Below are 23,356 nucleotides of genomic sequence, written 5' to 3'. Positions count from 1 at the left end.
GGCGTCGGGGTAACCTTACGCCCGTGCAAGCATGTTGAGGGCAGGAAGAGACAATGGCGAAAAAAGACTATTACGAGATTTTAGGCCTTCCCAAAGATGCGGAAGAGCGTGAAATCAAAAAGGCCTACAAACGCCTGGCAATGAAATTCCACCCGGATCGTAACCCAGGGAATGCTGACGCCGAAGCCAAATTCAAAGAAGCTAAAGAAGCCTATGAAATCCTGACCGACGCGCAAAAGCGCGCCGCTTACGACCAGTACGGCCATGCCGCCTTCGAACAGGGCGGCATGGGCGGCGGTTACGGCGGCGGCGGCGCGGGCGGTGCGGATTTCACCGATATCTTCGGCGATGTGTTTGGCGATATCTTTGGCGGAGGACGCCGTCAGCGCGCCAGCCGTGGCTCGGATCTTCGCTACAATATGGAATTGACCCTTGAGGAAGCGGTCCGCGGCGTGACCAAGGAAATCCGCATCCCGACGCTGGAAGAGTGTGACGTCTGCCATGGCAGCGGCGCTAAAGCCGGCACCTCGCCGATAACCTGTCCCACCTGCCACGGTTCGGGACAGGTGCAGATGCGCCAGGGCTTTTTTGCGGTGCAGCAGGCGTGCCCCACCTGCCAGGGGCATGGCAAGATTATCAAGGAGCCTTGTCATAAATGCCACGGCCACGGCCGCATAGAAAAAGCCAAGACCCTGTCGGTGAAAATACCGGCCGGCGTCGATACCGGCGATCGCATCCGCCTGTCGGGCGAAGGCGAGGCGGGCGAGCAGGGCGCGCAGGCGGGGGATCTGTATGTGCAGGTCCAGGTACGCCAGCATCCTATCTTTGAACGCGAAGACAATAACCTGTTTTGCGAAGTTCCGATTAACTTCGCCATGGCGGCGCTGGGCGGCGAAATCGAGGTGCCCACCCTTGACGGGCGCGTCAAGCTGAAAGTACCGGCGGAGACGCAAACCGGCAAGCTGTTCCGTATGCGCGGCAAAGGGGTTAAGTCAGTGCGTGGCGGCAACCAGGGCGATCTGTTATGTCGCGTGGTGGTTGAAACGCCGGTTAAACTTAATGAAAAACAAAAACAGCTGTTGCGTGAGCTGGAAGAAAGTTTTGGCGGCCCGAGCGGCGATCAGAACAGCCCGCGTTCCAAAAGTTTCCTGGACGGCGTGAAAAAGTTTTTTGACGATCTGACGCGCTAGCACCGGTTTCCGTGTCTATATCCGAGTCCCTGGTTGCCAAACCGGGGACTTTTTGTTTTTGGCCTTGGCTCTCCAATCCCGCCTTGCATCCATGATGGCGCCCCAATCCACGTCAATACGACGCGCATTGATCCTCCTGGATCGGTTATGAGCAGCAGATCACAGATTTTCACCCCGGAAGCGATATAACCTTTAGGTAATCGATTACCTAACCAAGACAATATGAAAAAACAAATAGCAATCCGTGACGTGGCTTTGGCATCAGGGGTCTCCACCGCAACGATATCGCGCTATCTGAATGGCAAATTCCAGTCGATGGGCGAGGATACCCGGTTGCGCATCGAAAAGGTGATTGAGTCGATGGGATATAAGCCCAATGACGTGGCGCGGACCCTGAGAAGCACCAAAAGCAATACTATCGCGGTGATCTTGTCGGATATCCTCAATCCCTACTCTATCGCCATCCTGCAAGGCATCGAGGAAGCTTGCGCCGGGTTTGGCTATACCATTTTTGTCTGTAATTCCAAGGAATCGCCGGCCAAGGAAAGCCAATTTATCGAGATGATGCTGGCCAAGCGGGTGGATGGTTTTGTCATCAATACCACCGGCGGTAATGATGAGCTTATTGCCAAACTCGCTGATGAAATCCCCGTCGCGCTGGTGGGACGTAAAATCAGCCAGGGAGCGGTGTGTTCGGTGTCGGTGGACAATTTCCAAGGGGTTAACCTGGCCGTGGATCATATGCTGCAACGGGGATGCGATTCCCTGGTGCTGCTAAGCCCGGCCACTCATCACATCAGTCCCCGAATCGAACGCGTCGAGGCATTTCGCACCCTCGCCGCCCGGGCGGCCGTCAACGGCATTCAAAGCGATATTCATATTTTTGAAAAAATACAGATAGAGGCGGTCGCCGAGGTCCTGGAAAAAATAGCCGGCCGGCGCTTCAGCGGCGTCCGGCTGGGCATCATTGCGACCAACGGCATTTTATCGCTGGCGGTGCTGAAGGCGGCGAAAATATCGGGTTATATCATTCCCGCTGATTTTCTCTTTATCGGCTTCGACGATACGGAATGGTCGTCGGTGACCAATCCCAGCCTGACCGTGATTTCGCAACCGACCTATCAAATTGGCGCGACGGCGGCCAAAAAGCTGATAGCCGGCCTGTTGAACGGGCATAAAAAGGCTGAGCCGGAATGCCTTGAGTTGCCGGTTCAGCTGATAGCAAGAGACTCAACCTTGCGTTGATTTTTTTTTGAAAAATAGAGGTAATCGATTACCTCCTATGATAAATGAGACAGGAGCCACCCATGCGTATCCAAGAGATCAAGACCCATGTAGTTGTACAAAAACTGGAGACCCAGTTCGGCATGTCCCAGTGGTTATGGAATAGCCGCGCGAGTTGCCTGCTGGAAATCATTACCGACGACGGCGTTATCGGCTGGGGTGAATGTTTTGGTCCCGCGCAGGCCAACGCCGCGCTGATTAAAGAATTATATTCGCCGCTGCTGATAGGCCAGGATCCGCTGCAACGCGCCCGGTTATGGGAAAATCTATACAACCGTACCCGTGAATTCGGCCGTAAAGGCATTGCGATTTCCGCGCTGTCGGGCATCGATATCGCCTTATGGGATATTGTCGGCAAAGCGCTGGGGCAGCCTATTGCGACCCTATTGGGCGGCGCCACCGATGAGCCGGTGAAAGCCTATGCCTCCTCTTTCTATTACTCGGCCGACGACCGGTATTCCCTGGAAAAAGATGCGCAAGTTTCCGTGCAGCATGGATTCCAGGCATTCAAAATGAAAGTGGGCGGCATGACGCCGCGCCAGGATGCCGCCAGGGTGGCGGAAGTGCGGCGGTTAATCGGCCCCGACGCCAGCCTGGCGGTGGACTCGAACCGCGCCTATACCGTGCGCGAGGCGATTCAATTTGGTAAATCGATTGAGGAATATGATATTTCCTGGTTCGAGGAGCCGGTATTGCCGGATGATTTCCAAGGGTATCGTGAAGTCAGGGGCGCGCTTAATATGCGCATCGCCGGCGGCGAATCTGAATTTACCCGCTTTGGTTTCAGGCCCTTCCTTGAGCAGCGGTGTGTGGATATCGTCCAACCGGATGTCGCCGCCTGCGGTGGTCTCAGCGAAGCGTTGAATATCGCCATGCTGGCCAGCGCCCACGGCGTTGATTGTTTCCCTCACCTATGGGGATCCGCGATTTCATTGGCGGCAACGCTACATCTGATTTCCTCGATTCCGCTGGCGGTCCCTTCCTGTGTCAAGGAGCGGCCGTTGCTTGAACTCGACCGCGCGCCCAATGTTTTTCGCGAGCAGTTGTCCGATTTAGTCATTGGGCCGTTCATTCCGGTGCCTGATAAACCTGGATTGGGAATAGAAATAGATCGGGATCTGATCCGGCACTATGAACAAAACTAAGACTGATGTTAATACCCTGCGGGCAGTAAACTCCAACGTAGAATGGAAAATAATATGAGTAATTCAAAATGGTATCGTATAGGCGTTACTTTGATGATTGGGGTATTTATTGCCTATCTCGATCGTTCAAATCTTTCCATCGCCTTGCCCGGGATGGAAAGCGATCTCGGCTTTTCCGGCGCCGCCACCAAGAGCCTGGCGTTGACCGGCTTTCTTATCGGTTATGCGTTATCAAATTTTTTCGGCGGTTTTTTTACCTATAAGCTTAATCCCAAGTCAACCATTGTCAGCATGGTTTTTATCTGGTCGCTGGCCACGGTAGCCACCGCATGGGTCACCACGCCTGCTTTACTTATCGTCTTTCGCATCGTGCTCGGTATTACGGAGGGCATTTATTGGCCCCAGCAGTTCCGTTTCGCCCGCGCGTGGTTCACCAAAGATGAAATTACCCGCGGCACCAATTTAATCCAGTTCTACGGCCAGTTCCTGGCGCTAGGCCTGGGCTTCCTGATCCTGACGCCTATTTATGACGTGTTGGGCTGGAAGTGGCTGTTTTATATTACCGGCGGCCTGGGCCTGTTTGTTGTGGTGCCGCTGTTCTTGATTTTCCTGAAATCCGCGCCGGATAACCAGGGCAAGGCCGCCGCCGAAGATCAACGGCCGAGCGGGAAAATAACCTTCCAGTCCCTCGGCGGATATCCTTTCCTGCTGTTGATATTCAGTTATTTTGCCAACGGCATGCTGTTTTGGGGTATCACGTTATTTATACCGATGCTGGTGCATTCGCTGGGCTTTGTCGGCATGTGGCAGGGATTTGCCAGTTCGTTGCCTTATTTGCTGGCGGTGGTTTTTGCCATTCCCATGTCCATTCTCAGCGATCGCACGCAAAAAAGAGGACTGATTGCGGCATCGGGTCTGCTGGTTGCCGGCCTATTGCTGACGCTGCTGCCGCTGATCCAGGATCCGGTGGTAAAAATGGCGCTGATCACCTTTGCCATTGCCTATTTCACCAGCAGCTACACCACCAATATCTGGTCGATTATCACCACCAGCGTGAAACCGGAGGCGGTAGGCCCGGCGGCCGGCGTGATTAACGGCATCGGGGCGGGCTGCGGCGGCACCACGGCGGGTTTTGTGGTGGTGATGATGTTAAAAAGCAGCGGTTCCTATCTGCCGGGCTTTACGGTTATCGGCGTGGTCGCCATATTGGGCGGACTGGCGGTCTACCTGTATACCCGAATCCAAAAACAGGATTATCAGGAGCAGGCCGCCTGAAGCCGATATCAATAACGGCTTCTCCGCGCTCCCCGGGCCGGCGTTAACCCACTGACCCGGCTCGGGGCGTAGCGCTCCGGCCGCCTGCGGGCATCCCGCCGTCGCAGCGGGTTTTGCGAGCGGTGATCCATAAAACCCGGACTGTGCCGGGTTTTTATTTACCTGCGCGGCCGCATCCCGCACAATAAACCTATTCTCTGCATTATAAGGATGCGCTGTGTCCTCTTTTATTCACCGTTGGTTAAATCACGAAGCCTCGGGCGGCGTTTTGCTGATCCTGGCCGCGCTGGCGGCGCTGGCCATGGCCAATTCGCCGGCGCTGGCGGCCTATGAGTCGCTGATTTATTTTCCCCTGGATGCCGCCGCCGGCCACTCGTCGCCTTTCACGCTGCTGTTTTTCATTAATGACGCGCTGATGGCGATCTTCTTTTTGATGATCGGCCTGGAGGTGAAGCGCGAGCTGATGGAAGGCGCGCTCGCCAGCCGCAGCCAGGCGGCGTTCCCCGCCATCGCCGCGTTGGGCGGCATGATAGCCCCGGCGCTTATCTATACGCTTATTAACTGGAATACGCCCGCCAACCATGCCGGCTGGGCGATTCCCACCGCCACGGATATCGCTTTCGCGGTGGGGGTGCTGGCGCTGCTGGGCAAGCGGGTGCCCGCCAGTTTGAAGGCTTTTTTGCTGGCGCTGGCCATTATCGATGATTTAGGCGCCATCGTGATAATCGCGGTGTTCTACAATCACGATCTGTCGTTGACCGCCCTGGCGGGCGTGGCGGCAACCGTTGCGGCGCTGGCGTTGATGAACCGCAACAATGTGCGCCATATCGGGCTTTACCTGGTAGTCGGCGCGATGCTGTGGGTTTGCGTATTGTTATCGGGCATTCATGCCACCCTGGCCGGGGTGATCCTCGGCGCGCTGATCCCCCTGCGCCTGCCGTCACGGCGCGCGACGCAGGCCGCGGCGCCGCAGACCCAGGCTTATTCTCCCGTCCTGGTGCTGGAGCATCATATTCAACCCTGGGTGGTTTATCTTATCCTGCCGCTGTTCGCCTTTGCCAACGCGGGCGTTGCCCTGCATGGCTTAACGCCCGCCAGCCTGATGTCGGTGCTGCCGGCGGGCATTGCCGTGGGATTAGTGCTGGGCAAGCCGGTGGGCATCCTGGCCTTTTGCCTGTTGTCGATTAAATCAGGTCTGGCGCGATTGCCCGACGGCGTGACGTTCCGCCAGATCGCCGCCGCCGCGATGCTGTGCGGTATCGGTTTTACCATGTCGATTTTTATTGCCGGGCTGGCATTTGGCGTCGCGGGGTCGGACCCGGAAAGCATGACATTAGCCAAATTAGGCATCCTGTCGGGTTCGGTGGTGGCGGCTATATTAGGCTATATCCTGCTGCGCCTGGCGCTGCCGCTGACCACGGCGGCACCGAACGCTGCTAAGCCGGCTGGCCCGGGGGCTGGATAGATTAGCTACCTGGCGGCATAACCGCCAGGCACAAAAAAACCGGCCGAAGCCGGTTTTCTTGAACAAAACACCAACGAAGTGGCAGGTATTACTGCATTGCGTTGATACGCGCGGTCAGATTAGATTTATGACGCGCTGCTTTGTTCTTGTGGATCAAACCTTTACTGGCCTGACGGTCCACAATGGGTTGCATGGCAGAAAAAGCATTCTGCGCTGCATCTTTATCACCTGCATCGATAGCCGCGTATACCTTCTTAATGAAGGTACGCATCATGGAGCGACGGCTGGCATTGTGCTGACGACGCTTCTCAGACTGTACGGCGCGTTTCTTAGCTGATTTGATATTAGCCAAGGTCCAACTCCCAAACATGTTCTATGAGACAATTCAAAGGCCGAGGAATATGCCCTTTCGGCCTTCTTTTGTCAATGGATTTGTGCAAATAAGCGCCGCTTGACTACGCAACGCCTGTTACAATGTGATGGCGCAGGATTCTACCAGTTTAAGCGCGCGGAATACAGCCTTTGACGAGAAAAAAGCAATTATCTGCAATAAAGAAATGAATAAGCGGCCCGCCGCCCGCCGGGCGGGAGAGGAAAAATCCGTGCGCGGCGGGATAACCGGCGAAAAAACGCCGATCGGACAAAATAAGCATGCCTTTCGCCGCTGTTACTGTCAAAGATTGGATTCGCGGGTTAACCTTAGCGACTGTACAAGGTATAATCCGCCGATTTCCTCTGTCTTGAGCCTGCTATGAAGCTTATTCGCGGTTTACATAACCTGCAGGCGCGTCACCACGGGTGCGTGCTCACTATTGGCAATTTTGATGGTTTTCATCGTGGGCACCAGGCGTTGATTGCACAATTGCAGACCGAAGGCCGCAAACGCGGTTTACCGGTAATGGTGATGATATTCGAACCCCAGCCGCAGGAGCATTTTGCCGGCCGGGACGCCCCGGCGCGATTGACCCGCCTGAGGGATAAAGTGAAGTACCTGGCCCAGGCCGGGGTAGACGTAGTATTGTGCGTAACCTTCGATACGCGGTTCGCCGCTATCAGCGCCGAGTCTTTTGTCGCGGAGCTGCTGGTGAAAAAACTCGGCGTCAGGTTTCTTTGCGTCGGTGATGATTTTCGCTTCGGTGCCGGGCGGCGGGGTGATTTTGCCTTTTTGCAACAGGCGGGGGCCGCGGCCGGTTATGATGTCATGAGCACCGCCACCTATACGGAAGGCGGCAAGCGCATCAGCAGCACGGCGGTACGCGAAGCGCTGTTAAGCGACCAACTGGTGGTCGCCGAGATGCTGCTGGGCCATCCCTACCGTATTTCCGGGCGCGTGGAGCACGGTGACGAACTGGGCCGCACCCTTGGCTTCCCCACGGCCAACGTCTCGCTGAAAGGCCGCCCTGCGCCGATTAACGGGGTATATGCGGTGGAGGTCAACGGACTGGGCGCGCAGCCGCGCCCGGGCGTGGCCAATATCGGCACCCGTCCGACGGTGGCGGGGCTGCGCCAGCGGCTGGAAGTGCATTTATTGGATATGACGATGGATCTTTATGGTCGTCATATAGAAGTGGTAATGCGCGCAAAATTGCGCAATGAACAACGATTTGCCTCCCTTGATGAGTTAAAGCGGCAAATTGCGAATGATGTGGTGACCGGCCGGGAATTTTTCGGACTGACGACACCCCTTTAAACTCTCTAACCGAAAACGGAACCGAGAATCGAATGAGTGATTACAAAAATACCCTGAATTTGCCGGACACAGGGTTCCCGATGCGTGGCGATCTGGCCAAGCGCGAGCCTGGCATGCTGCAACGTTGGTATGAACAGGACCTGTACGGGATTATTCGTAACGCTAAAAAAGGCAAGAAAACCTTTATCCTGCATGACGGCCCTCCGTATGCCAACGGTAGTATTCATATCGGTCACTCGGTTAACAAAATTCTTAAAGATATTATCATCAAGTCCAAAGGCTTGATGGGGTACGACTCACCCTATGTGCCGGGCTGGGATTGCCACGGCCTGCCGATTGAGCTGAAAGTCGAACAGACGATCGGCAAGCCGGGTGAAAAGGTGACCGCCGCGGAATTCCGCGCCGCCTGCCGCAAATATGCCGCCGAGCAGGTGGAAGGGCAGAAAAAAGACTTTATCCGCCTTGGCGTGCTGGGCGAATGGGAGCATCCCTACCTGACGATGGATTTCGGCACCGAAGCGAATATCATCCGCGCGCTCGGCAAGATCATCGCCAACGGCCACCTGCATAAAGGCGCCAAGCCGGTGCACTGGTGTATCGACTGTCGTTCCGCGCTGGCGGAGGCGGAAGTGGAGTATTACGATCGTACCTCGCCCTCCATAGATGTGGCTTTCCAGGCGGTTGACGCCGCGGCCGTAGCGGCAAAATTCGGCGTGGCCGAGGTTAGCGGCCCGGTGGCGCTGGTTATCTGGACCACCACTCCCTGGACCCTGCCGGCCAACCGGGCGATTTCGGTCCATCCGGACTTCGAGTATCAGCTGGTGGCGGTCGACGGACAAAACTGGATCCTGGCCGCCGAACTGGTGGCCAGCGTGATGCAGCGGGCGGGCATCGCCCAATGGACCGTGCTCGGCAGTTGCAAAGGCGGCGCGCTGGAACTGATGCGTTTCCGCCATCCGTTCATGGGGTTCGACGTGCCGGCGATCCTTGGCCAGCATGTGACGCTGGAAGCCGGTACCGGCGCGGTGCATACCGCTCCGGGCCATGGCCCGGACGATTACGTCATCGGCCAGCAATACGGCCTGGAAGTCGCCAATCCGGTGGGTCCGGACGGCTGTTACCTGCCGGGGACCTATCCGGGCCTCGACGGGCTGCAGGTGTTCAAGGCCAACGATGTGGTGGTCGAATTATTGCGCTCGAGCGGCGCGCTGGTGCATGTGGAAAAACTGCTGCACAGCTATCCGCACTGCTGGCGTCATAAAACCCCGATCATTTTCCGCGCCACGCCGCAATGGTTTATCAGCATGGATCAAAAAGGGCTGCGCAAACGCTCCCTGGAAGAAATCAAGGAAGTGCAGTGGATCCCGGGCTGGGGACAGGCGCGCATCGAAAATATGGTGGCCAATCGTCCCGACTGGTGTATCTCCCGCCAGCGCACCTGGGGCGTGCCGATGTCTCTGTTCGTGCACAAAGACACCGAGGAACTTCATCCGCGCACGCTGGAATTGATGGAAGAAGTGGCCAAGCGGGTCGAGAAAGACGGTATCCAGGCCTGGTGGGATTTGGATCCGGCCGCGATCCTCGGCAACGACGCGGCTAATTATACCAAGGTGCCCGATACCCTTGACGTCTGGTTCGACTCCGGTTCGACGCATTCGTCCGTGGTGGCGGTGCGCCCTGAATTCGGCGGCCACGAGCCGGATATGTACCTGGAAGGCTCCGACCAGCATCGCGGCTGGTTTATGTCGTCGCTGATGATTTCCACCGCCATTAAGGGCCAGGCGCCTTATCGCCAGGTGCTGACCCACGGTTTTACCGTCGACGGACAGGGCCGTAAAATGTCCAAATCCATCGGCAACGTGGTCAGCCCGCAGCAGGTCATGGATAAGCTTGGCGGGGATATCCTGCGTTTGTGGGTCGCCTCCACCGACTATACCGGTGAAATGGCGGTGTCGGACGAGATCCTTAAACGCTCCGCCGACGCCTATCGCCGCATCCGCAATACCGCGCGTTTCCTGCTGGCCAACCTCAATGGGTTCGAGCCGGCCCTGCATTGCGTCAAGCCGGAGGATATGGTGGTATTGGATCGCTGGGCCGTGGGCCGGGCGCAGGCGGCGCAGGCGGAGATTATCGCCGCCTACGACAGCTATGACTTCCATAACGTCGTGCAGCGGATGATGCAGTTCTGCTCGGTGGAAATGGGATCCTTCTATCTGGATATCATTAAAGATCGCCAGTACACCACCCAGGCCGACAGTATTGCCCGCCGCAGCTGCCAGACCGCGCTTTATCACATTGCCGAGGCGCTGGTGCGCTGGATGGCGCCGATCCTATCCTTTACCGCCGATGAGATTTGGGGCTTTATGCCCGGCGAGCGTGCCCGGTACGTCTTTACCGAAGAGTGGTATGAAGGGCTGTTCGGACTGGACGCCGGCGAAACCATGAACGACGCTTATTGGGAACAGGTGCTGAAAGTGCGCGGTGAAGTGAACAAAGTGCTTGAGCAGGCGCGCGCGGACAAGATCATCGGCGGCTCACTCGAGGCCAATGTCACCCTGTATGCCGAACCGGCCCTGGCGCAAACGCTCAGGGGGCTTGGCGATGAGCTGTATTTTGCCCTGCTGACCTCGCGCGCCGGTGTTGCCGATTACAGCGCGGCGGGAGATGATGCCCAGCAATGCGAAGGCTTGAAAGGCCTGAAAATTGCCCTGGCAAAAGCCGATGGCGAAAAATGCCCGCGCTGCTGGCACTTTGAGTCCGATATCGGCGCTGACGCCGGGCATCCGGAAATTTGCGGGCGTTGTGTCGCTAACGTGGCAGGCCCGGGCGAAGAGCGTAAATTTGTCTGATGAATAAATCCTTAACCTCCACCGGTCTGCGCTGGCTTTGGCTGGCGCTGGTAGTACTGATTATCGACCTGGGCAGCAAGCAACTGATCATGCAGAATTTTACGCTGCATGAAACGCTGCCGCTGATCCCGTTTTTTAATATTTTTTATGCGCACAACTATGGCGCGGCCTTCAGTTTCCTGGCCGACAAAGGGGGCTGGCAGCGCTGGCTGTTTGCCATTATCGCCCTGGTGATCGCCGTTGCGTTAATGGTGTTGATGTACCGTTCGGATAGTCGCCAGCGGATGACCAACTGCGCGTATGCCCTGATTATCGGCGGCGCGCTGGGCAATCTGTTTGATCGTCTGGTGCATGGCGTAGTGATCGATTTCATCGATTTTTATGTCGGCGGCTGGCACTTCCCGACGTTCAACGTCGCGGATTCGGCTATTTGCATCGGTGCGTTCCTGATCGTGCTGGACGGGTTTATCCGTCCGGCCGATAAAACGGCCAAACAGAAAGGTTAAGCATCATGACCGAACGGGTGCAGTCCGACAGCGCGGTGCTGGTGCATTTCGACCTTAAGCTCGAAGATGGCACCATCGCCGAATCCACCCGGCGCGAGAGCAAGCCGGCGCTGTTTCGTCTTGGCGACGATAGCCTCTCGCCGGCGCTTGAGCAGTTGTTGCTCGGGCTGCATGTGGGCGATAAAAAATCGTTTTCCCTGGCGCCGGAGTCGGCTTTCGGACCGGTTAATCCCGATCTGATCCAGTTTTTCTCCCGCCGGGATTTTATCGAAACCGGCGTGCCTGATGTGGGTACCATTATGCTGTTTACCGCCGTCAGCGGAAATGAAATGCCCGGTTTGATTCGTGAAGTGGCGGAGGAGTCCATTACCGTGGACTTTAACCACCCGCTGGCCGGCCGCACGGTCTGTTTCGATATCGACGTCTTGGCAATCGATCCGCAGCAGGAGGATAAAAATGCGCATCTTACTGGCTAACCCTCGTGGTTTTTGCGCCGGTGTCGACCGGGCAATCAGCATTGTCGAGCGCGCGCTGGAAATCTACGGCGCGCCGATTTACGTGCGTCACGAAGTGGTGCACAACCGCTATGTGGTGGACTCCCTGCGCGCCAGCGGCGCTATATTCATCGAACAGATCGATGAAGTGCCCGACGGCTCTATCCTGATTTTTTCCGCCCATGGGGTTTCGCAGGCGGTGCGCGCCGAAGCCAAAAGCCGCGATCTGACGGTTTTCGACGCCACCTGTCCGCTGGTCACCAAAGTGCATATGGAAGTGGCGCGCGCCAGCCGCAAAGGCACGGAAGCGATTTTGATCGGCCATACCGGGCATCCGGAAGTAGAAGGCACCATGGGGCAATACAGTAATCCCAACGGCGGCATGTATCTGGTGGAATCACCGGCGGACGTCTGGACATTACGGGTCAAGGACGATGGCAACCTGTGCTTTATGACCCAGACCACGCTGTCGGTGGACGATACCTCGGACGTTATAGATGCGCTGCGCGAACGTTTCCCGCTGATTATCGGGCCGCGTAAAGACGATATTTGTTACGCCACCACCAATCGCCAGGAAGCGGTGCGCGAGCTGGCCGCCGATGCGGATGTGGTGCTGGTGGTCGGCTCGAAAAATTCGTCTAACTCCAACCGGCTGGCCGAACTGGCCCAGCGGGTGGGCAAACCGGCCTATCTGATCGATACCGCGGCGGATATCCAGGAGAGCTGGCTGCAGGGTATCGGCACTATCGGCGTGACCGCCGGGGCTTCGGCGCCGGATATCCTGGTCAAGGCGGTGATTGAGCGCCTGCAGGCGCTGGGTGGCCAGGGGGCGGAGGAACTTATCGGACGCGAGGAAAATATTGTGTTCGAGGTGCCGAAAGAGCTGCGGGTGAATGTGAGGATGGTGGAGTAAGCGCGGGTTCGCCATAACCCGCTGACTGGATTATTCCAATCTGAACCGGTGCTGCGGCGCGCCGGTGGCGCGGGTTGCCACGTGCAGCAGAGCCCCGTCGAATTCGCCCGGCGAATCGAGGTTTTTGCCGGCGCTGGTAATGAATAATTCGTTGCGCCCGGGACCGCCGAAGGCGCAGCAGCTGGGCTGGCGCACCGGCAACGGTAAATGTTCGAGCAGGGCGGGCCAGCCATCGCCGATAGCGTAGCGGCTCAGGCAAGCGTGGCCGAAGCGCGCATTGATGAGCTCCCCCGCCGAGGTCAGCGCCGAACCGTCGGGCGTCAGGCCATCGGCGTCGAACACCCGCAGGCGATCGGGGTTTATGGCGGCGGCGTCGCTGGCGTAAAACCTTTTTTCAGCGCTGTCGGCAAACCATACGATATCGCCATACCAGGCCAGGGTATTGGGAATGGTCACATGGCCCATCATCTTGCGCGGCCCGGCGTCACCGGCGGCAAAGCGATACCAGCCGCCGATAGGGCGCTCCTCCTCCAGGTCCATGGTACTGAACCACAATGAACCGTCGGGGGCGATGGCGGCCTCGTTGGGGCGGGTTCCGGCGGCGTCGGCCGGGTAGGGACATAGCATCTCAAGGCGTGCGTTATCCCCGTCATACCGATAAAGCAGCATGCCCTGCTGCGACACCACCAGGAACAGCTCTTCCCGTTCGGTCAGTAATACCCCGCTAAACAGGCAATCCAGCCGGCGTTGCTCGATATGCTGCCGGCCGGGCCAATAGCGCAGCAGGCGATGCCGCAGGATATCAACCCACAGCAGCGATTGGCTGCGGCTGCACCAGACCGGCGTTTCTCCGAGGGCGGCGCGGTAATCCCCTATGGCGTGGACCGGGGAAGTAAAAAAATCACTCATCCTGACTCCGCTGACGTCGTTATTTGCTGTAGATAATCATTATAGCCGGTCCGCACGGATGCCCGGCGGCGAACGATAAACGCACGAAGATGAATAAACATTCATTTTTCCCGGCGAGCCGATCGGCCACGCCGGGCAAATTGCCGTTGCTGATGCCAACCGGCCTCAGGCCTATAATTCTAATTTCTGGGCAAATCTGCTGGCGGCAATCCGGAGCGGCGGTTACCCTGAACTGATTTTATTAGGCTAACCAATCAGAGAGTATGTATGAGCGTAACACCAGTTCGCATCGCGATAGCCGGTGCGGGCGGCCGTATGGGCCGCCAACTGATCCAGGCGGTACTGCAATCGGAACAGGCTTGCCTCGGCGCCGCGCTTGAACGCAGCGGTTCCAGCCTGATAGGCGCCGACGCCGGCGAATTGGCCGGCCAGGGCGCGATCGGGATAAAGGTCGGCGACAGCATTGAGGCGATAAAGGACGCTTTCGATATTTTTATCGACTTCACCCGTCCGGAAGGGACCCTGGCTCACCTGGCGTTTTGCCGGGAACACGGCAAAGGCATGGTTATCGGCACTACCGGTTTTGACGAGGCGCAAAAGGCGCTGATCGAGCAGGCCGCCGGGCAGATTGGTATCGTATTTGCCGCCAATTTCAGCGTTGGGGTCAATGTCATGCTGAAATTACTGGAAAAGGCCGCCAGGGTCATGGGCGACTACTGCGACATCGAAATCATCGAGGCGCACCACCGCCACAAAGTGGACGCGCCTTCGGGCACCGCGCTGGCCATGGGGGAAACCATCGCCGGGGCGTTGGGCCGCAACCTGAAGGATTGCGCGGTATATACCCGTGAAGGCCATACCGGGGAGCGTGTGGCTCACTCCATCGGTTTTGCCACCATTCGCGCCGGGGATATCGTCGGCGAACATACGGCGATGTTTGCCGATATTGGCGAGCGCATCGAGATAACCCATAAGGCTTCCAGCCGCATGACCTTCGCAAATGGCGCTATTAGGGCGGCCGTATGGCTTAAGATGCATAAAAACGGCCTCTTTGACATGGCCAACGTGCTGGATTTAGCAAGTTTATAAAATAAACGGCTATTTCCATATGGTCATTTCAATATTAAGATACTGATTGCAGGGCAGTTATTTTTATTGCCCTTGAGTTTTTTATTTAAATTCGACTTATCCGGTAAAAAACATGCCGGCTAGTTATAAATGACTCTTTCTACGTTTTTTTTCTTCTTTGACGGACGTCCCCGGCGGTTTATCCTGCTTTCAATCCCATAGCGCAGGCATTTTACAAACTTCTAGCCGGGCAACCGATTACTCCTGCCCTAAATTAGCGCTTTTTGGCCGGTTTGACCTCGCTGGGCGGCTTAATTGCCTTTATTTAGCAAAAAATATCCGCCTGGGGTGGACAAGTGACTAGCTCATCATTAAAATGCGCCCAATTTGCCGAAAATCTACCTTGAAGGTGTTTTTTGCATTGATTAAGATCGTTAAATCTGAATTAATATGCAAATACAATGACTGAATATTCCTTGGAGGGTGTTTTGATAAAGTCAGCGCTGTTGGTTCTGGAAGACGGAACCCAATTCCACGGTCGGGCCATCGGGGCAGAGGGAACGGCAGTGGGGGAAGTGGTCTTCAATACGTCGATGACCGGCTATCAAGAAATCCTCACCGATCCCTCCTATTCCCGCCAAATCGTTACTCTCACTTATCCCCATATCGGCAATGTCGGCACCAACGAAGCAGATGAAGAGTCGTCCCGCATCCAGGCCCAGGGACTGGTCATTCGCGATTTGCCGCTCATCGCCAGCAATTTCCGCAGTACCGGCACGCTGTCGGACTACCTGAAGCAAAACAATATTGTCGGCATTGCCGATATCGATACCCGCAAGCTGACCCGCCTGCTGCGGGAAAAAGGCGCGCAGAACGGCTGCATCATTGCCGGCGACGCGCCGGATGCGGCGCTGGCGCTGCAAAAGGCGCGCGAGTTCCCGGGGCTCAAGGGCATGGACCTGGCCAAGGAAGTCACCACCGCCGAGCAATACAGCTGGACCCAGGGCAGTTGGGCGCTGCATGTCGGCCTGCCCGCGCCCGCAGCGCCCGAATCACTGCCGTATCATGTGGTGGCCTACGATTACGGCATCAAGCGCAATATCATGCGCATGCTGGTGGATCGCGGCTGCCGCCTGACGGTGGTACCGGCGCAGACGCCGGCGGACGTCGTCCTGGCCATGGACCCCGACGGCATTTTCCTCGCCAACGGCCCGGGCGATCCCGAACCCTGCGATTACGCTATCGCCGCCATCAAAACGTTACTGGAAACCGAAACGCCGATATTCGGCATTTGCCTCGGCCACCAGCTGCTGGCGCTGGCCAGCGGGGCCAGGACCGTTAAAATGAAGTTCGGCCACCACGGCGGCAACCATCCGGTAAAGGATCTGGATGCCGGCCGGGTGATGATTACCGCCCAGAACCACGGTTTCGCGGTGGATGAAACGTCGCTGCCGGCGAACCTGCGCGTGACCCATACCTCGCTGTTCGACGGTACGCTCCAGGGCTTGCACCGCACGGATAAGCCGGCGTTCTGCTTCCAGGGACACCCTGAGGCCAGTCCCGGGCCCCATGACGCCGCGCCGCTGTTCGACCATTTTATCGAGTTGATCAAGACTTATCGTTCCCAGGCAAAATAATCAGGAGCAAGACCATGCCAAAACGTACAGATATATCCAGTATCCTGATTCTGGGCGCCGGCCCGATTGTTATCGGCCAGGCGTGCGAGTTCGATTACTCCGGGGCGCAGGCGTGCAAGGCGCTGCGTGAGGAAGGCTACCGCGTGGTGCTGGTGAACTCCAACCCGGCCACCATCATGACCGACCCTGATATGGCGGATGCCACCTATATCGAACCCATTCATTGGGAAGTGGTGCGCAAAATCATTGAAAAAGAGCGTCCCGACGCCATCCTGCCGACCATGGGCGGCCAGACCGCGCTGAACTGCGCGCTGGATCTGGCGCGTGAAGGGGTGCTGGCCGAGTTCGGCGTAACCATGATAGGCGCCACCGCCGACGCTATCGATAAAGCGGAAGACCGGCAGCGTTTTGATAAGGCGATGAAAAAGATTGGTCTTGAGACCGCGCGCTCCGGTTTTGCCCACAATATGGAAGAAGCGCTGGCGGTGGCGGCGGACGTGGGTTTCCCCTGCATTATCCGCCCCTCTTTTACCATGGGCGGCTCGGGCGGCGGCATTGCCTATAACCGCGAAGAGTTCGAGGAAATCTGCGAACGCGGCCTCGATCTTTCACCGACCACCGAACTGTTGATTGATGAGTCGCTGATCGGCTGGAAAGAGTACGAGATGGAAGTGGTGCGTGATAAAAACGATAACTGCATCATCGTCTGCTCGATTGAAAATATCGATGCCATGGGCATCCATACCGGCGACTCCATCACCGTCGCGCCGGCGCAAACCCTGACCGACAAAGAGTATCAAATCATGCGTAACGCCTCGATGGCGGTATTGCGTGAAATCGGCGTGGAAACCGGCGGTTCGAACGTACAGTTCTCGGTTAACCCGAAAACCGGCCGGTTGATTATCATTGAAATGAACCCGCGGGTGTCCCGCTCCTCGGCCCTGGCCTCCAAGGCCACCGGTTTCCCGATTGCCAAGGTGGCCGCCAAGCTGGCGGTGGGATATACCCTGGACGAGCTGATGAACGATATCACCGGCGGACGCACGCCCGCCTCGTTCGAGCCGTCCATCGATTATGTCGTCACTAAAATACCGCGCTTTAACTTCGAGAAATTTGCCGGCGCCAACGATCGCCTGACCACCCAGATGAAGTCGGTGGGGGAAGTGATGGCCATCGGCCGCACGCAGCAGGAATCCTTGCAAAAGGCCTTGCGCGGGCTGGAAGTGGGCGTCACCGGGTTTGACCCCAAGGTCAGCCTGGACGATCCTGAAGCATTGACCAAGATTCGCCGCGAGCTGAAAGACGCCGGCTGCGATCGTATCTGGTATATCGCCGATGCCTTCCGCGCGGGGCTGTCGGTGGACGGCGTCTTTAACCTGACCAATATCGACCGCTGGTTCCTGGTGCAGATTGAAGAGCTGGTTTTGCTGGAAAACGTGGTGGCGGAGAAGGGCGTCGCCGTCCTGGACGCCGAATTTTTGCGCCAGCTGAAACGCAAGGGTTTTGCCGACGCCCGCCTGGCAACCCTTGCCGGCGTATCGGAGGGTGAAATCCGCAAGCTGCGCGAAGAGTATAACCTGCACCCGGTCTATAAGCGGGTCGATACCTGCGCCGCGGAATTTGCCACCGATACCGCCTATATGTACTCCACCTATGAAGACGAGTGCGAATCCAACCCTACGCGCGACCGTGAAAAAATCATGGTGCTGGGCGGCGGACCAAACCGCATCGGCCAGGGCATCGAGTTCGACTACTGCTGCGTCCACGCCTCGCTGGCGCTGCGCGAGGACGGTTATGAAACCATCATGGTCAACTGCAACCCGGAAACGGTGTCCACCGACTACGACACCTCCGACCGCCTCTACTTTGAACCCGTGACGCTGGAGGATGTGCTGGAAATCGTGCGCATCGAACAGCCGAAGGGCGTGATTGTGCAGTATGGCGGCCAGACCCCGCTGAAACTGGCCCGCGAGCTTGAAGCGGCGGGCGTGCCGATTATCGGCACCAGCCCTGACTCCATCGACCGCGCCGAAGACCGCGAGCGCTTCCAGCAGGCGGTGGAGCGCCTGGGGCTGAAGCAGCCGGCCAACGCCACGGTGACCACGATCGACCAGGCGGTGGAGAAGGCGGCGACCATCGGTTATCCGCTGGTGGTGCGTCCCTCCTACGTGCTGGGCGGCAGGGCGATGGAAATCGTCAACGACGATATCGATTTACTGCGCTATTTCCAGACGGCGGTCAGCGTCTCCAACGACGCGCCGGTGCTGCTGGACCGCTTCCTGGACGACGCGGTGGAAGTGGATGTGGACGCTATTTGCGACGGGCAGCAGGTGTTGATCGGCGGCATCATGGAGCATATCGAGCAGGCGGGCGTGCACTCCGGCGACTCGGCCTGTTCGCTGCCGGCCTACACGCTGAGCCAGGAAATACAGGACGTCATGCGCCGGCAGGTCGAGAAGCTGGCCTTTGAGCTGCGGGTGCGCGGCCTGATGAACGTGCAGTTTGCGGTCAAGGCCAATGAGGTCTACCTGATAGAAGTCAATCCGCGCGCCGCGCGCACTGTGCCCTTTGTCTCCAAAGCCACCGGCGTGCCGCTGGCGAAGGTTGCCGCCCGGGTAATGGTGGGCCAGTCGCTGGCCGACCAGGGCATTACCAAAGAGGTGATACCGCCGTATTACTCGGTGAAGGAAGTGGTGCTGCCGTTTAATAAATTCCCCGGCGTCGACCCGATCCTGGGGCCGGAAATGCGCTCCACCGGCGAAGTCATGGGCGTCGGCCGCACCTTTGCCGAAGCCTTCGCCAAGGCCATGCTCGGCAGCCAGACCCGGATGAAAAAATCCGGCCGGGCGCTGTTGTCGGTACGTTCAGGCGACAAGGGCCGGGTGGTGGATTTGGCGGCCAAACTGCTCAAGCATGGCTTTGAACTGGATGCCACGCACGGTACCGCGGTGGTTTTGGGCGAGGCGGGCATCAACCCCCGGCTGGTCAATAAAGTCCATGAAGGGCGGCCGCATATCCAGGACCGGATTAAAAATGGCGAGTATACCTATATCGTCAATACCACCGCCGGTCGCCAGGCCATTGCGGACTCGAAGCTTATCCGCCGCAGCGCGCTGCAGTATAAAGTGCACTACGACACCACCATGAACGGCGGCTTCGCCACCGCCATGGCGTTAAACTCCGATCCCACCGAGCGCGTGATTTCAGTGCAGGAAATGCATGCCATGCTGAAGGGGTAATTGCCCCATCCCCCGCCAATGAGGGCGGGGGATGGCCGCGACAGATCCGGTTGCCGGGACGGTGTCGGGCCGTCCCGATCTTTGCCATCCCGCGTAAATTCCCGGCGTTCAGGGCTGGCAGCCAATCAGCCTAACGCGACCTTGATTCCCAGGGCAATCAGCACCCCGCCCAGCAGTTTATCCACTAATTTCTGCATTTTGACCAGCGCGCGCCGCACCGGCCCGCTTTGGATCAATACCACCAGCAGCGGCCACCAGACCACCGCCAGCAGCAGGATAATGCCTGCGTACCAGAGTTTCTCGCCCACGCCCGATTCCACCTGCAGCACCTGGGTAAATACCGCCAGGAAAAACAGCGTCGCCTTGGGATTAAGCAGGTTATTCAGGTAACCCTGGATAAACGCGCCTTTCAGGCTTACCCTCTGCCCGGGCGCGTCGCTGATGCAGAGCATGCCGGCGCCGCGGGACATCAGCGCCTGCAGGCCAATCCAGATCAGATACGCCGCGCCGGCGTATTTCAGCAGGTTAAACAGCCAGGGAGTGGTGGTGATCACCACCGCCAGCCCGGCGACGCAATACGACATGTGGGTGGCGACGCCGCAGATCACGCCAAGGGAGGTCATCATGGCGGCGGGCCTGCGGTAGCGAGCGGCGTTTTTGATCACCAAAAAGAAGTCCGGGCCGGGAGAAAGCATCCCAAGCGCGGCGATGGAGGCGACAAACAATGAGGTTTCCAACATGATCGTCCCGGCAATTTATCGGTTTGCGTTAAAGGATAACGCCGGCGGCGGGGAAGCGCACCATCAATCTGGTTCAGCACTTATGTGCCGAAGAGATGAGGCGGCGCATCGATTGTGCCGATTATGGCTTGCCGCAATTTTTGTTACGTGCTAAGAAACTAGCGTTCATTAAACGTAGGGTTATCGGAGAGCGGCGCAGTATGGTGCATATCGATGGGTAGCGAAATAACGCACGATCAGCAACGGGTCATTACCCGGCTATGTATTGAATGCGCGCTGTTGTTGTTGCAGCATGGCGCCGAAAGCATGATCGTGGAGCAGTTATCAACACGTCTGGGCCTGGCATTGGGGGTCCAGCGGGTGGAAAGCTCCATTTCCGCCAATGCGGTGGTGCTGACCACCATTATCAACGATTTTTGCCTGACCTCGACGCGTAAAAATAACGATCGCGGCATTAATATGCATGTGGTGACGCAGGTGCAGCATATCGTCATCATGACCGAACATCGCTTGCTGGATGTCGCCGACGTGACCAAACGCCTGGCCAATATCAAACCGCTGCGCTACCCGCGCTGGCTGATGGTGATTGTCGTCGGCCTTTCCTGCGGCTGCTTCAGTCGCCTGAACGGCGGCGGATGGGATGCCTTTGCCGTGACGCTGTTTGCCAGCGGCCTGGCCATGTACGTGCGCCAGTTATTGACCGCCCGGCAGATGAATCCGCTGATCAATTTTTGCATTACCGCCTTTGTCGCCACGTCCGCCTCCGGGCTGCTGATGCGGTTGCCGATATTCCACGGCACCTCGCTGGTGGCGATGCCGGCCAGCGTATTGCTGCTGGTGCCCGGTTTCCCGCTGATCAATGCGGTGGCGGATATGTTCAAAGGGCATGTCAATACCGGGCTGGCGCGCTGGACCATGGCCAGCCTGCTGACGCTGTCCATTTGCATCGGCATTGTCCTGGCGATGGCGGTGTGGGATTTCCGGGGATGGTCATGAGTCTGTTGCTGGCGTTACTGGAAGATATGCTGCTGGCGGCCGTGCCGGCGCTGGGTTTTGCCATGGTGTTTAACGTGCCGGTAAAAGCGCTGCGTTATTGCGCGCTGCTCGGCGCCATCGGCCACGGAACGCGCATGTTGCTCATCCATTACGGGATGAATATCGAGTGGGCTTCCCTGCTGGCCGCCATCCTTATCGGCGTCATCGGCATCCATTGGTCGCGCTGGCTGCTGGCGCACCCAAAGGTGTTTACCGTGGCGGCCGTGATCCCCATGTTCCCGGGTATCTCCGCCTACAGCGCCATGGTGGCGGCGGTGGAAATCTCCCATTTAGGGTATAGCGATGCGCTGATGGCGATCCTGGTTACCCAGTTCCTGAAGGCGGGTTTCATCGTCGGCGCGCTGTCGATAGGCTTATCCCTGCCGGGATTATGGCTGTACCGTAAACGTCCGGGGGTATAGGCCCGGCCTTAGGCGCTTTCTGATTTTTGTGACCGGCGTCGGCCGGGGCGCTCGACGGGTGACGGCAGTTTCCGTATAGTGGCAGCAATTTTAAAGCCTGTAAGAGTCTATATGATTATTAGCCTGATTGCCGCGCTGGCCGTAGATCGCGTGATTGGTCTCGAGAACGCCATGCCATGGCATTTGCCCGCCGATATGGCATGGTTTAAACGCAATACCCTCAATAAACCGGTGATCATGGGGCGTCGCACCTATGAATCCATCGGCCAGCCCCTGCCGGGACGCCTGAATATCGTGGTCAGCCGCCATCCGGCGGCTGACGATCGCGTAACCTGGGCGTCGACGCCGGCGATGGCCCTGGCCGCCGCCGGCGGGGCGGACGAAGTGATGGTGATCGGCGGCGGCAAGATCTACGCGCATTTCCTGCCGCAGGCCACGCGGCTTTACCTGACGCATATTGACGCGGAAGTTGACGGTGATACCTTTTTCCCGGAGTACGAACCGGATCAGTGGCAGTCCACCTTCAGCGAATTCCACGATGCCGATGAGAAGAACAGCCCTAGTTTTTGCTGGGAAATACTGGATCGTCGCTAAGGCGTGAACGGTGCGGTAAGCCGGAAACCAACGGCCGCCCGGCAGCTGATTCATCTACAACGCGCTGGCCTCGATGCCGCTTTCATCCTGGCGGTTCGAGGGCTGGGTAAAGTAGCGTTTATCTTCCCAGCGCAGCATGGTCAGGTCGCCGCCCCAGCAGCAGCCGGTATCCAGCCCATAGACATTCTCCGGCGTGCCTTTACCCATCAGCGACGCCCAGTGACCGAACACAATGCTGTAGTTTTCCGATACCGGGCCCGGGATCATAAACCATGGCCGTAATGGGGCGGGGGCGCTGTCGGGGGAATCCTTGGCTATCATATCCAGCTGGCCGTTGGGAAAACAGTAGCGCATGCGGGTCAGGGCATTGGTGCTGAAGCGTAGCCGCGCCAGGCCGCTTAGCTCGGGCGACCAGTTATTCGGCATATCGCCGTACATGGCATCCAGGAACAGCGGATAGCTGTCGCTGGCGAGTATGGACTCCACCTCGCGGGCGCAGGTCACGGCGGTAGCCAAATCCCACTGCGGCGTAATGCCGGCGTGGGCCATCACCAGCCGTTTTTCCTCGTCCACCTGCAATACCGGCTGACGGCGCAGCCAGTTGATCAGCGTATCGGCATCCGGCGCTTCCAGCAGCGGGGTAATGCGATCCTTAGGTTTGTTACGGCTGATGCCGGCGTAAACCGCCAACAGGTGCAAATCATGATTGCCCAGCACCAAACGCACGCAGTCGCCCAGTTCACGCACGAAACGCATTACGTCCAGCGACGCCGGGCCGCGCGCCACCAGATCGCCGGTGAGCCACAGGGTATCCGCCGCGGGATTAAAGGCCACTTGGGACAATAGTGACGTCAGCTCGTCGTAGCAGCCATGAACATCCCCGATTAAATATGTCGACATA

General features: G+C 57.9%; 20 protein-coding genes. 16 read left to right on the top strand and 4 right to left on the bottom strand.

From position 1 onward, the window contains the following. Nucleotides 1-53 precede the first annotated feature (53 nt). The 5 genes from dnaJ to nhaA all read left to right on the top strand — a co-directional run bounded on the left by dnaJ (nucleotide 54) and on the right by nhaA (nucleotide 6,359). On the top strand, nucleotides 54-1,190 hold the full coding sequence (dnaJ, locus tag GRH90_RS00945; RefSeq protein WP_162364023.1) for a molecular chaperone DnaJ: 1,137 nt from the start codon (nucleotides 54-56) through the stop codon (nucleotides 1,188-1,190). Nucleotides 1,191-1,412: 222 nt separating this feature from the next. Beyond that, entirely contained in the window at nucleotides 1,413-2,435 is a 1,023-nt protein-coding gene (locus GRH90_RS00940) for a LacI family DNA-binding transcriptional regulator (protein WP_162364022.1), read from the top strand. A 62-nt stretch (nucleotides 2,436-2,497) separates the two neighbouring features. Next, nucleotides 2,498-3,619 (top strand): mandelate racemase/muconate lactonizing enzyme family protein, encoded by a 1,122-nt coding sequence (locus GRH90_RS00935; protein WP_162364021.1) that lies wholly within the window; start codon nucleotides 2,498-2,500, stop codon nucleotides 3,617-3,619. Nucleotides 3,620-3,673: 54 nt separating this feature from the next. Continuing rightward, nucleotides 3,674-4,894, top strand: a complete 1,221-nt coding sequence (locus GRH90_RS00930; RefSeq protein WP_162364020.1) for an MFS transporter — start codon at nucleotides 3,674-3,676, stop codon at nucleotides 4,892-4,894. Between the two features lie 217 nt (nucleotides 4,895-5,111). Beyond that, the gene (gene nhaA / locus GRH90_RS00925) at nucleotides 5,112-6,359 is read left to right on the top strand and encodes a Na+/H+ antiporter NhaA (RefSeq protein ID WP_162364019.1); all 1,248 of its coding nucleotides are present in this window, start codon (nucleotides 5,112-5,114) and stop codon (nucleotides 6,357-6,359) included. A gap of 88 nt (nucleotides 6,360-6,447) precedes the next feature. Here the strand turns inward: nhaA and rpsT are convergent, their stop codons facing one another. Continuing rightward, nucleotides 6,448-6,711, bottom strand: coding sequence for a 30S ribosomal protein S20 (gene rpsT, locus GRH90_RS00920; RefSeq protein ID WP_162364018.1), 264 nt, complete (start codon nucleotides 6,709-6,711; stop codon nucleotides 6,448-6,450). Between the two features lie 399 nt (nucleotides 6,712-7,110). Between rpsT and ribF the strand changes: the two genes are divergently transcribed. The 5 genes from ribF to ispH are packed head-to-tail and all read left to right on the top strand — an operon-like array spanning nucleotide 7,111 to nucleotide 12,811. Then, nucleotides 7,111-8,049: a bifunctional riboflavin kinase/FAD synthetase gene (ribF, locus tag GRH90_RS00915; RefSeq protein WP_162364017.1), complete on the top strand. Its 939-nt coding sequence runs from the start codon at nucleotides 7,111-7,113 to the stop codon at nucleotides 8,047-8,049. A 32-nt stretch (nucleotides 8,050-8,081) separates the two neighbouring features. Beyond that, nucleotides 8,082-10,898 (top strand): isoleucine--tRNA ligase, encoded by a 2,817-nt coding sequence (ileS, locus tag GRH90_RS00910; protein WP_162364016.1) that lies wholly within the window; start codon nucleotides 8,082-8,084, stop codon nucleotides 10,896-10,898. Continuing rightward, on the top strand, nucleotides 10,898-11,404 hold the full coding sequence (gene lspA / locus GRH90_RS00905) for a signal peptidase II (protein ID WP_162364015.1): 507 nt from the start codon (nucleotides 10,898-10,900) through the stop codon (nucleotides 11,402-11,404). Before ileS ends, lspA begins: the two co-directional genes overlap by 1 nt. A 5-nt stretch (nucleotides 11,405-11,409) precedes the next feature. Then, a complete protein-coding gene (fkpB, locus tag GRH90_RS00900; protein ID WP_162364014.1) occupies nucleotides 11,410-11,880 on the top strand; it encodes an FKBP-type peptidyl-prolyl cis-trans isomerase in 471 nt (156 codons plus the stop codon). After that, nucleotides 11,861-12,811 carry a 4-hydroxy-3-methylbut-2-enyl diphosphate reductase gene (gene ispH, locus GRH90_RS00895; RefSeq protein ID WP_162364013.1) on the top strand — a complete coding sequence of 317 codons (951 nt, stop codon included), beginning with the start codon at nucleotides 11,861-11,863 and terminating at the stop codon, nucleotides 12,809-12,811. The genes fkpB and ispH overlap by 20 nt, the downstream gene beginning before the upstream one ends. A 30-nt stretch (nucleotides 12,812-12,841) precedes the next feature. Here the strand turns inward: ispH and GRH90_RS00890 are convergent, their stop codons facing one another. After that, a complete protein-coding gene (locus GRH90_RS00890) occupies nucleotides 12,842-13,720 on the bottom strand; it encodes an SMP-30/gluconolactonase/LRE family protein (RefSeq protein ID WP_162364012.1) in 879 nt (292 codons plus the stop codon). A 267-nt stretch (nucleotides 13,721-13,987) separates the two neighbouring features. Between GRH90_RS00890 and dapB the strand changes: the two genes are divergently transcribed. From dapB to carB, 3 genes are all read left to right on the top strand, one after another. Further along, nucleotides 13,988-14,809, top strand: coding sequence for a 4-hydroxy-tetrahydrodipicolinate reductase (gene dapB, locus GRH90_RS00885; RefSeq protein WP_162364011.1), 822 nt, complete (start codon nucleotides 13,988-13,990; stop codon nucleotides 14,807-14,809). Between the two features lie 467 nt (nucleotides 14,810-15,276). After that, nucleotides 15,277-16,425 carry a glutamine-hydrolyzing carbamoyl-phosphate synthase small subunit gene (carA, locus tag GRH90_RS00880; RefSeq protein ID WP_178112959.1) on the top strand — a complete coding sequence of 383 codons (1,149 nt, stop codon included), beginning with the start codon at nucleotides 15,277-15,279 and terminating at the stop codon, nucleotides 16,423-16,425. Nucleotides 16,426-16,439: 14 nt separating this feature from the next. Continuing rightward, nucleotides 16,440-19,664 carry a carbamoyl-phosphate synthase large subunit gene (gene carB, locus GRH90_RS00875; protein ID WP_162364009.1) on the top strand — a complete coding sequence of 1,075 codons (3,225 nt, stop codon included), beginning with the start codon at nucleotides 16,440-16,442 and terminating at the stop codon, nucleotides 19,662-19,664. A gap of 125 nt (nucleotides 19,665-19,789) precedes the next feature. On the opposite strand, the gene GRH90_RS00870 is transcribed toward carB, so the two are convergent. Continuing rightward, entirely contained in the window at nucleotides 19,790-20,404 is a 615-nt protein-coding gene (locus tag GRH90_RS00870; RefSeq protein WP_162364008.1) for a LysE family translocator, read from the bottom strand. Nucleotides 20,405-20,617: 213 nt separating this feature from the next. Between GRH90_RS00870 and GRH90_RS00865 the strand changes: the two genes are divergently transcribed. From GRH90_RS00865 to folA, 3 genes are all read left to right on the top strand, one after another. Further along, complete coding sequence (locus GRH90_RS00865; protein ID WP_162364007.1) at nucleotides 20,618-21,400, top strand: threonine/serine exporter family protein; 783 nt, start codon at nucleotides 20,618-20,620, stop codon at nucleotides 21,398-21,400. Further along, on the top strand, nucleotides 21,397-21,861 hold the full coding sequence (locus tag GRH90_RS00860) for a threonine/serine exporter (protein WP_162364006.1): 465 nt from the start codon (nucleotides 21,397-21,399) through the stop codon (nucleotides 21,859-21,861). Before GRH90_RS00865 ends, GRH90_RS00860 begins: the two co-directional genes overlap by 4 nt. 111 nt (nucleotides 21,862-21,972) lie before the next feature. After that, a complete protein-coding gene (folA, locus tag GRH90_RS00855; RefSeq protein WP_162364005.1) occupies nucleotides 21,973-22,455 on the top strand; it encodes a type 3 dihydrofolate reductase in 483 nt (160 codons plus the stop codon). Between the two features lie 54 nt (nucleotides 22,456-22,509). Here the strand turns inward: folA and apaH are convergent, their stop codons facing one another. After that, nucleotides 22,510-23,355, bottom strand: a complete 846-nt coding sequence (apaH, locus tag GRH90_RS00850; RefSeq protein WP_162364004.1) for a bis(5'-nucleosyl)-tetraphosphatase (symmetrical) ApaH — start codon at nucleotides 23,353-23,355, stop codon at nucleotides 22,510-22,512. Nucleotide 23,356: the final 1 nt, after the last annotated feature.

The organism is Acerihabitans arboris (assembly GCF_010131535.1).
Classification (GTDB): Bacteria; Pseudomonadota; Gammaproteobacteria; order Enterobacterales; family Enterobacteriaceae; genus Acerihabitans; species Acerihabitans arboris.
Note: the sequence above shows the minus strand (reverse complement) of the source record. Positions and strands in the feature narration are given on the sequence as shown.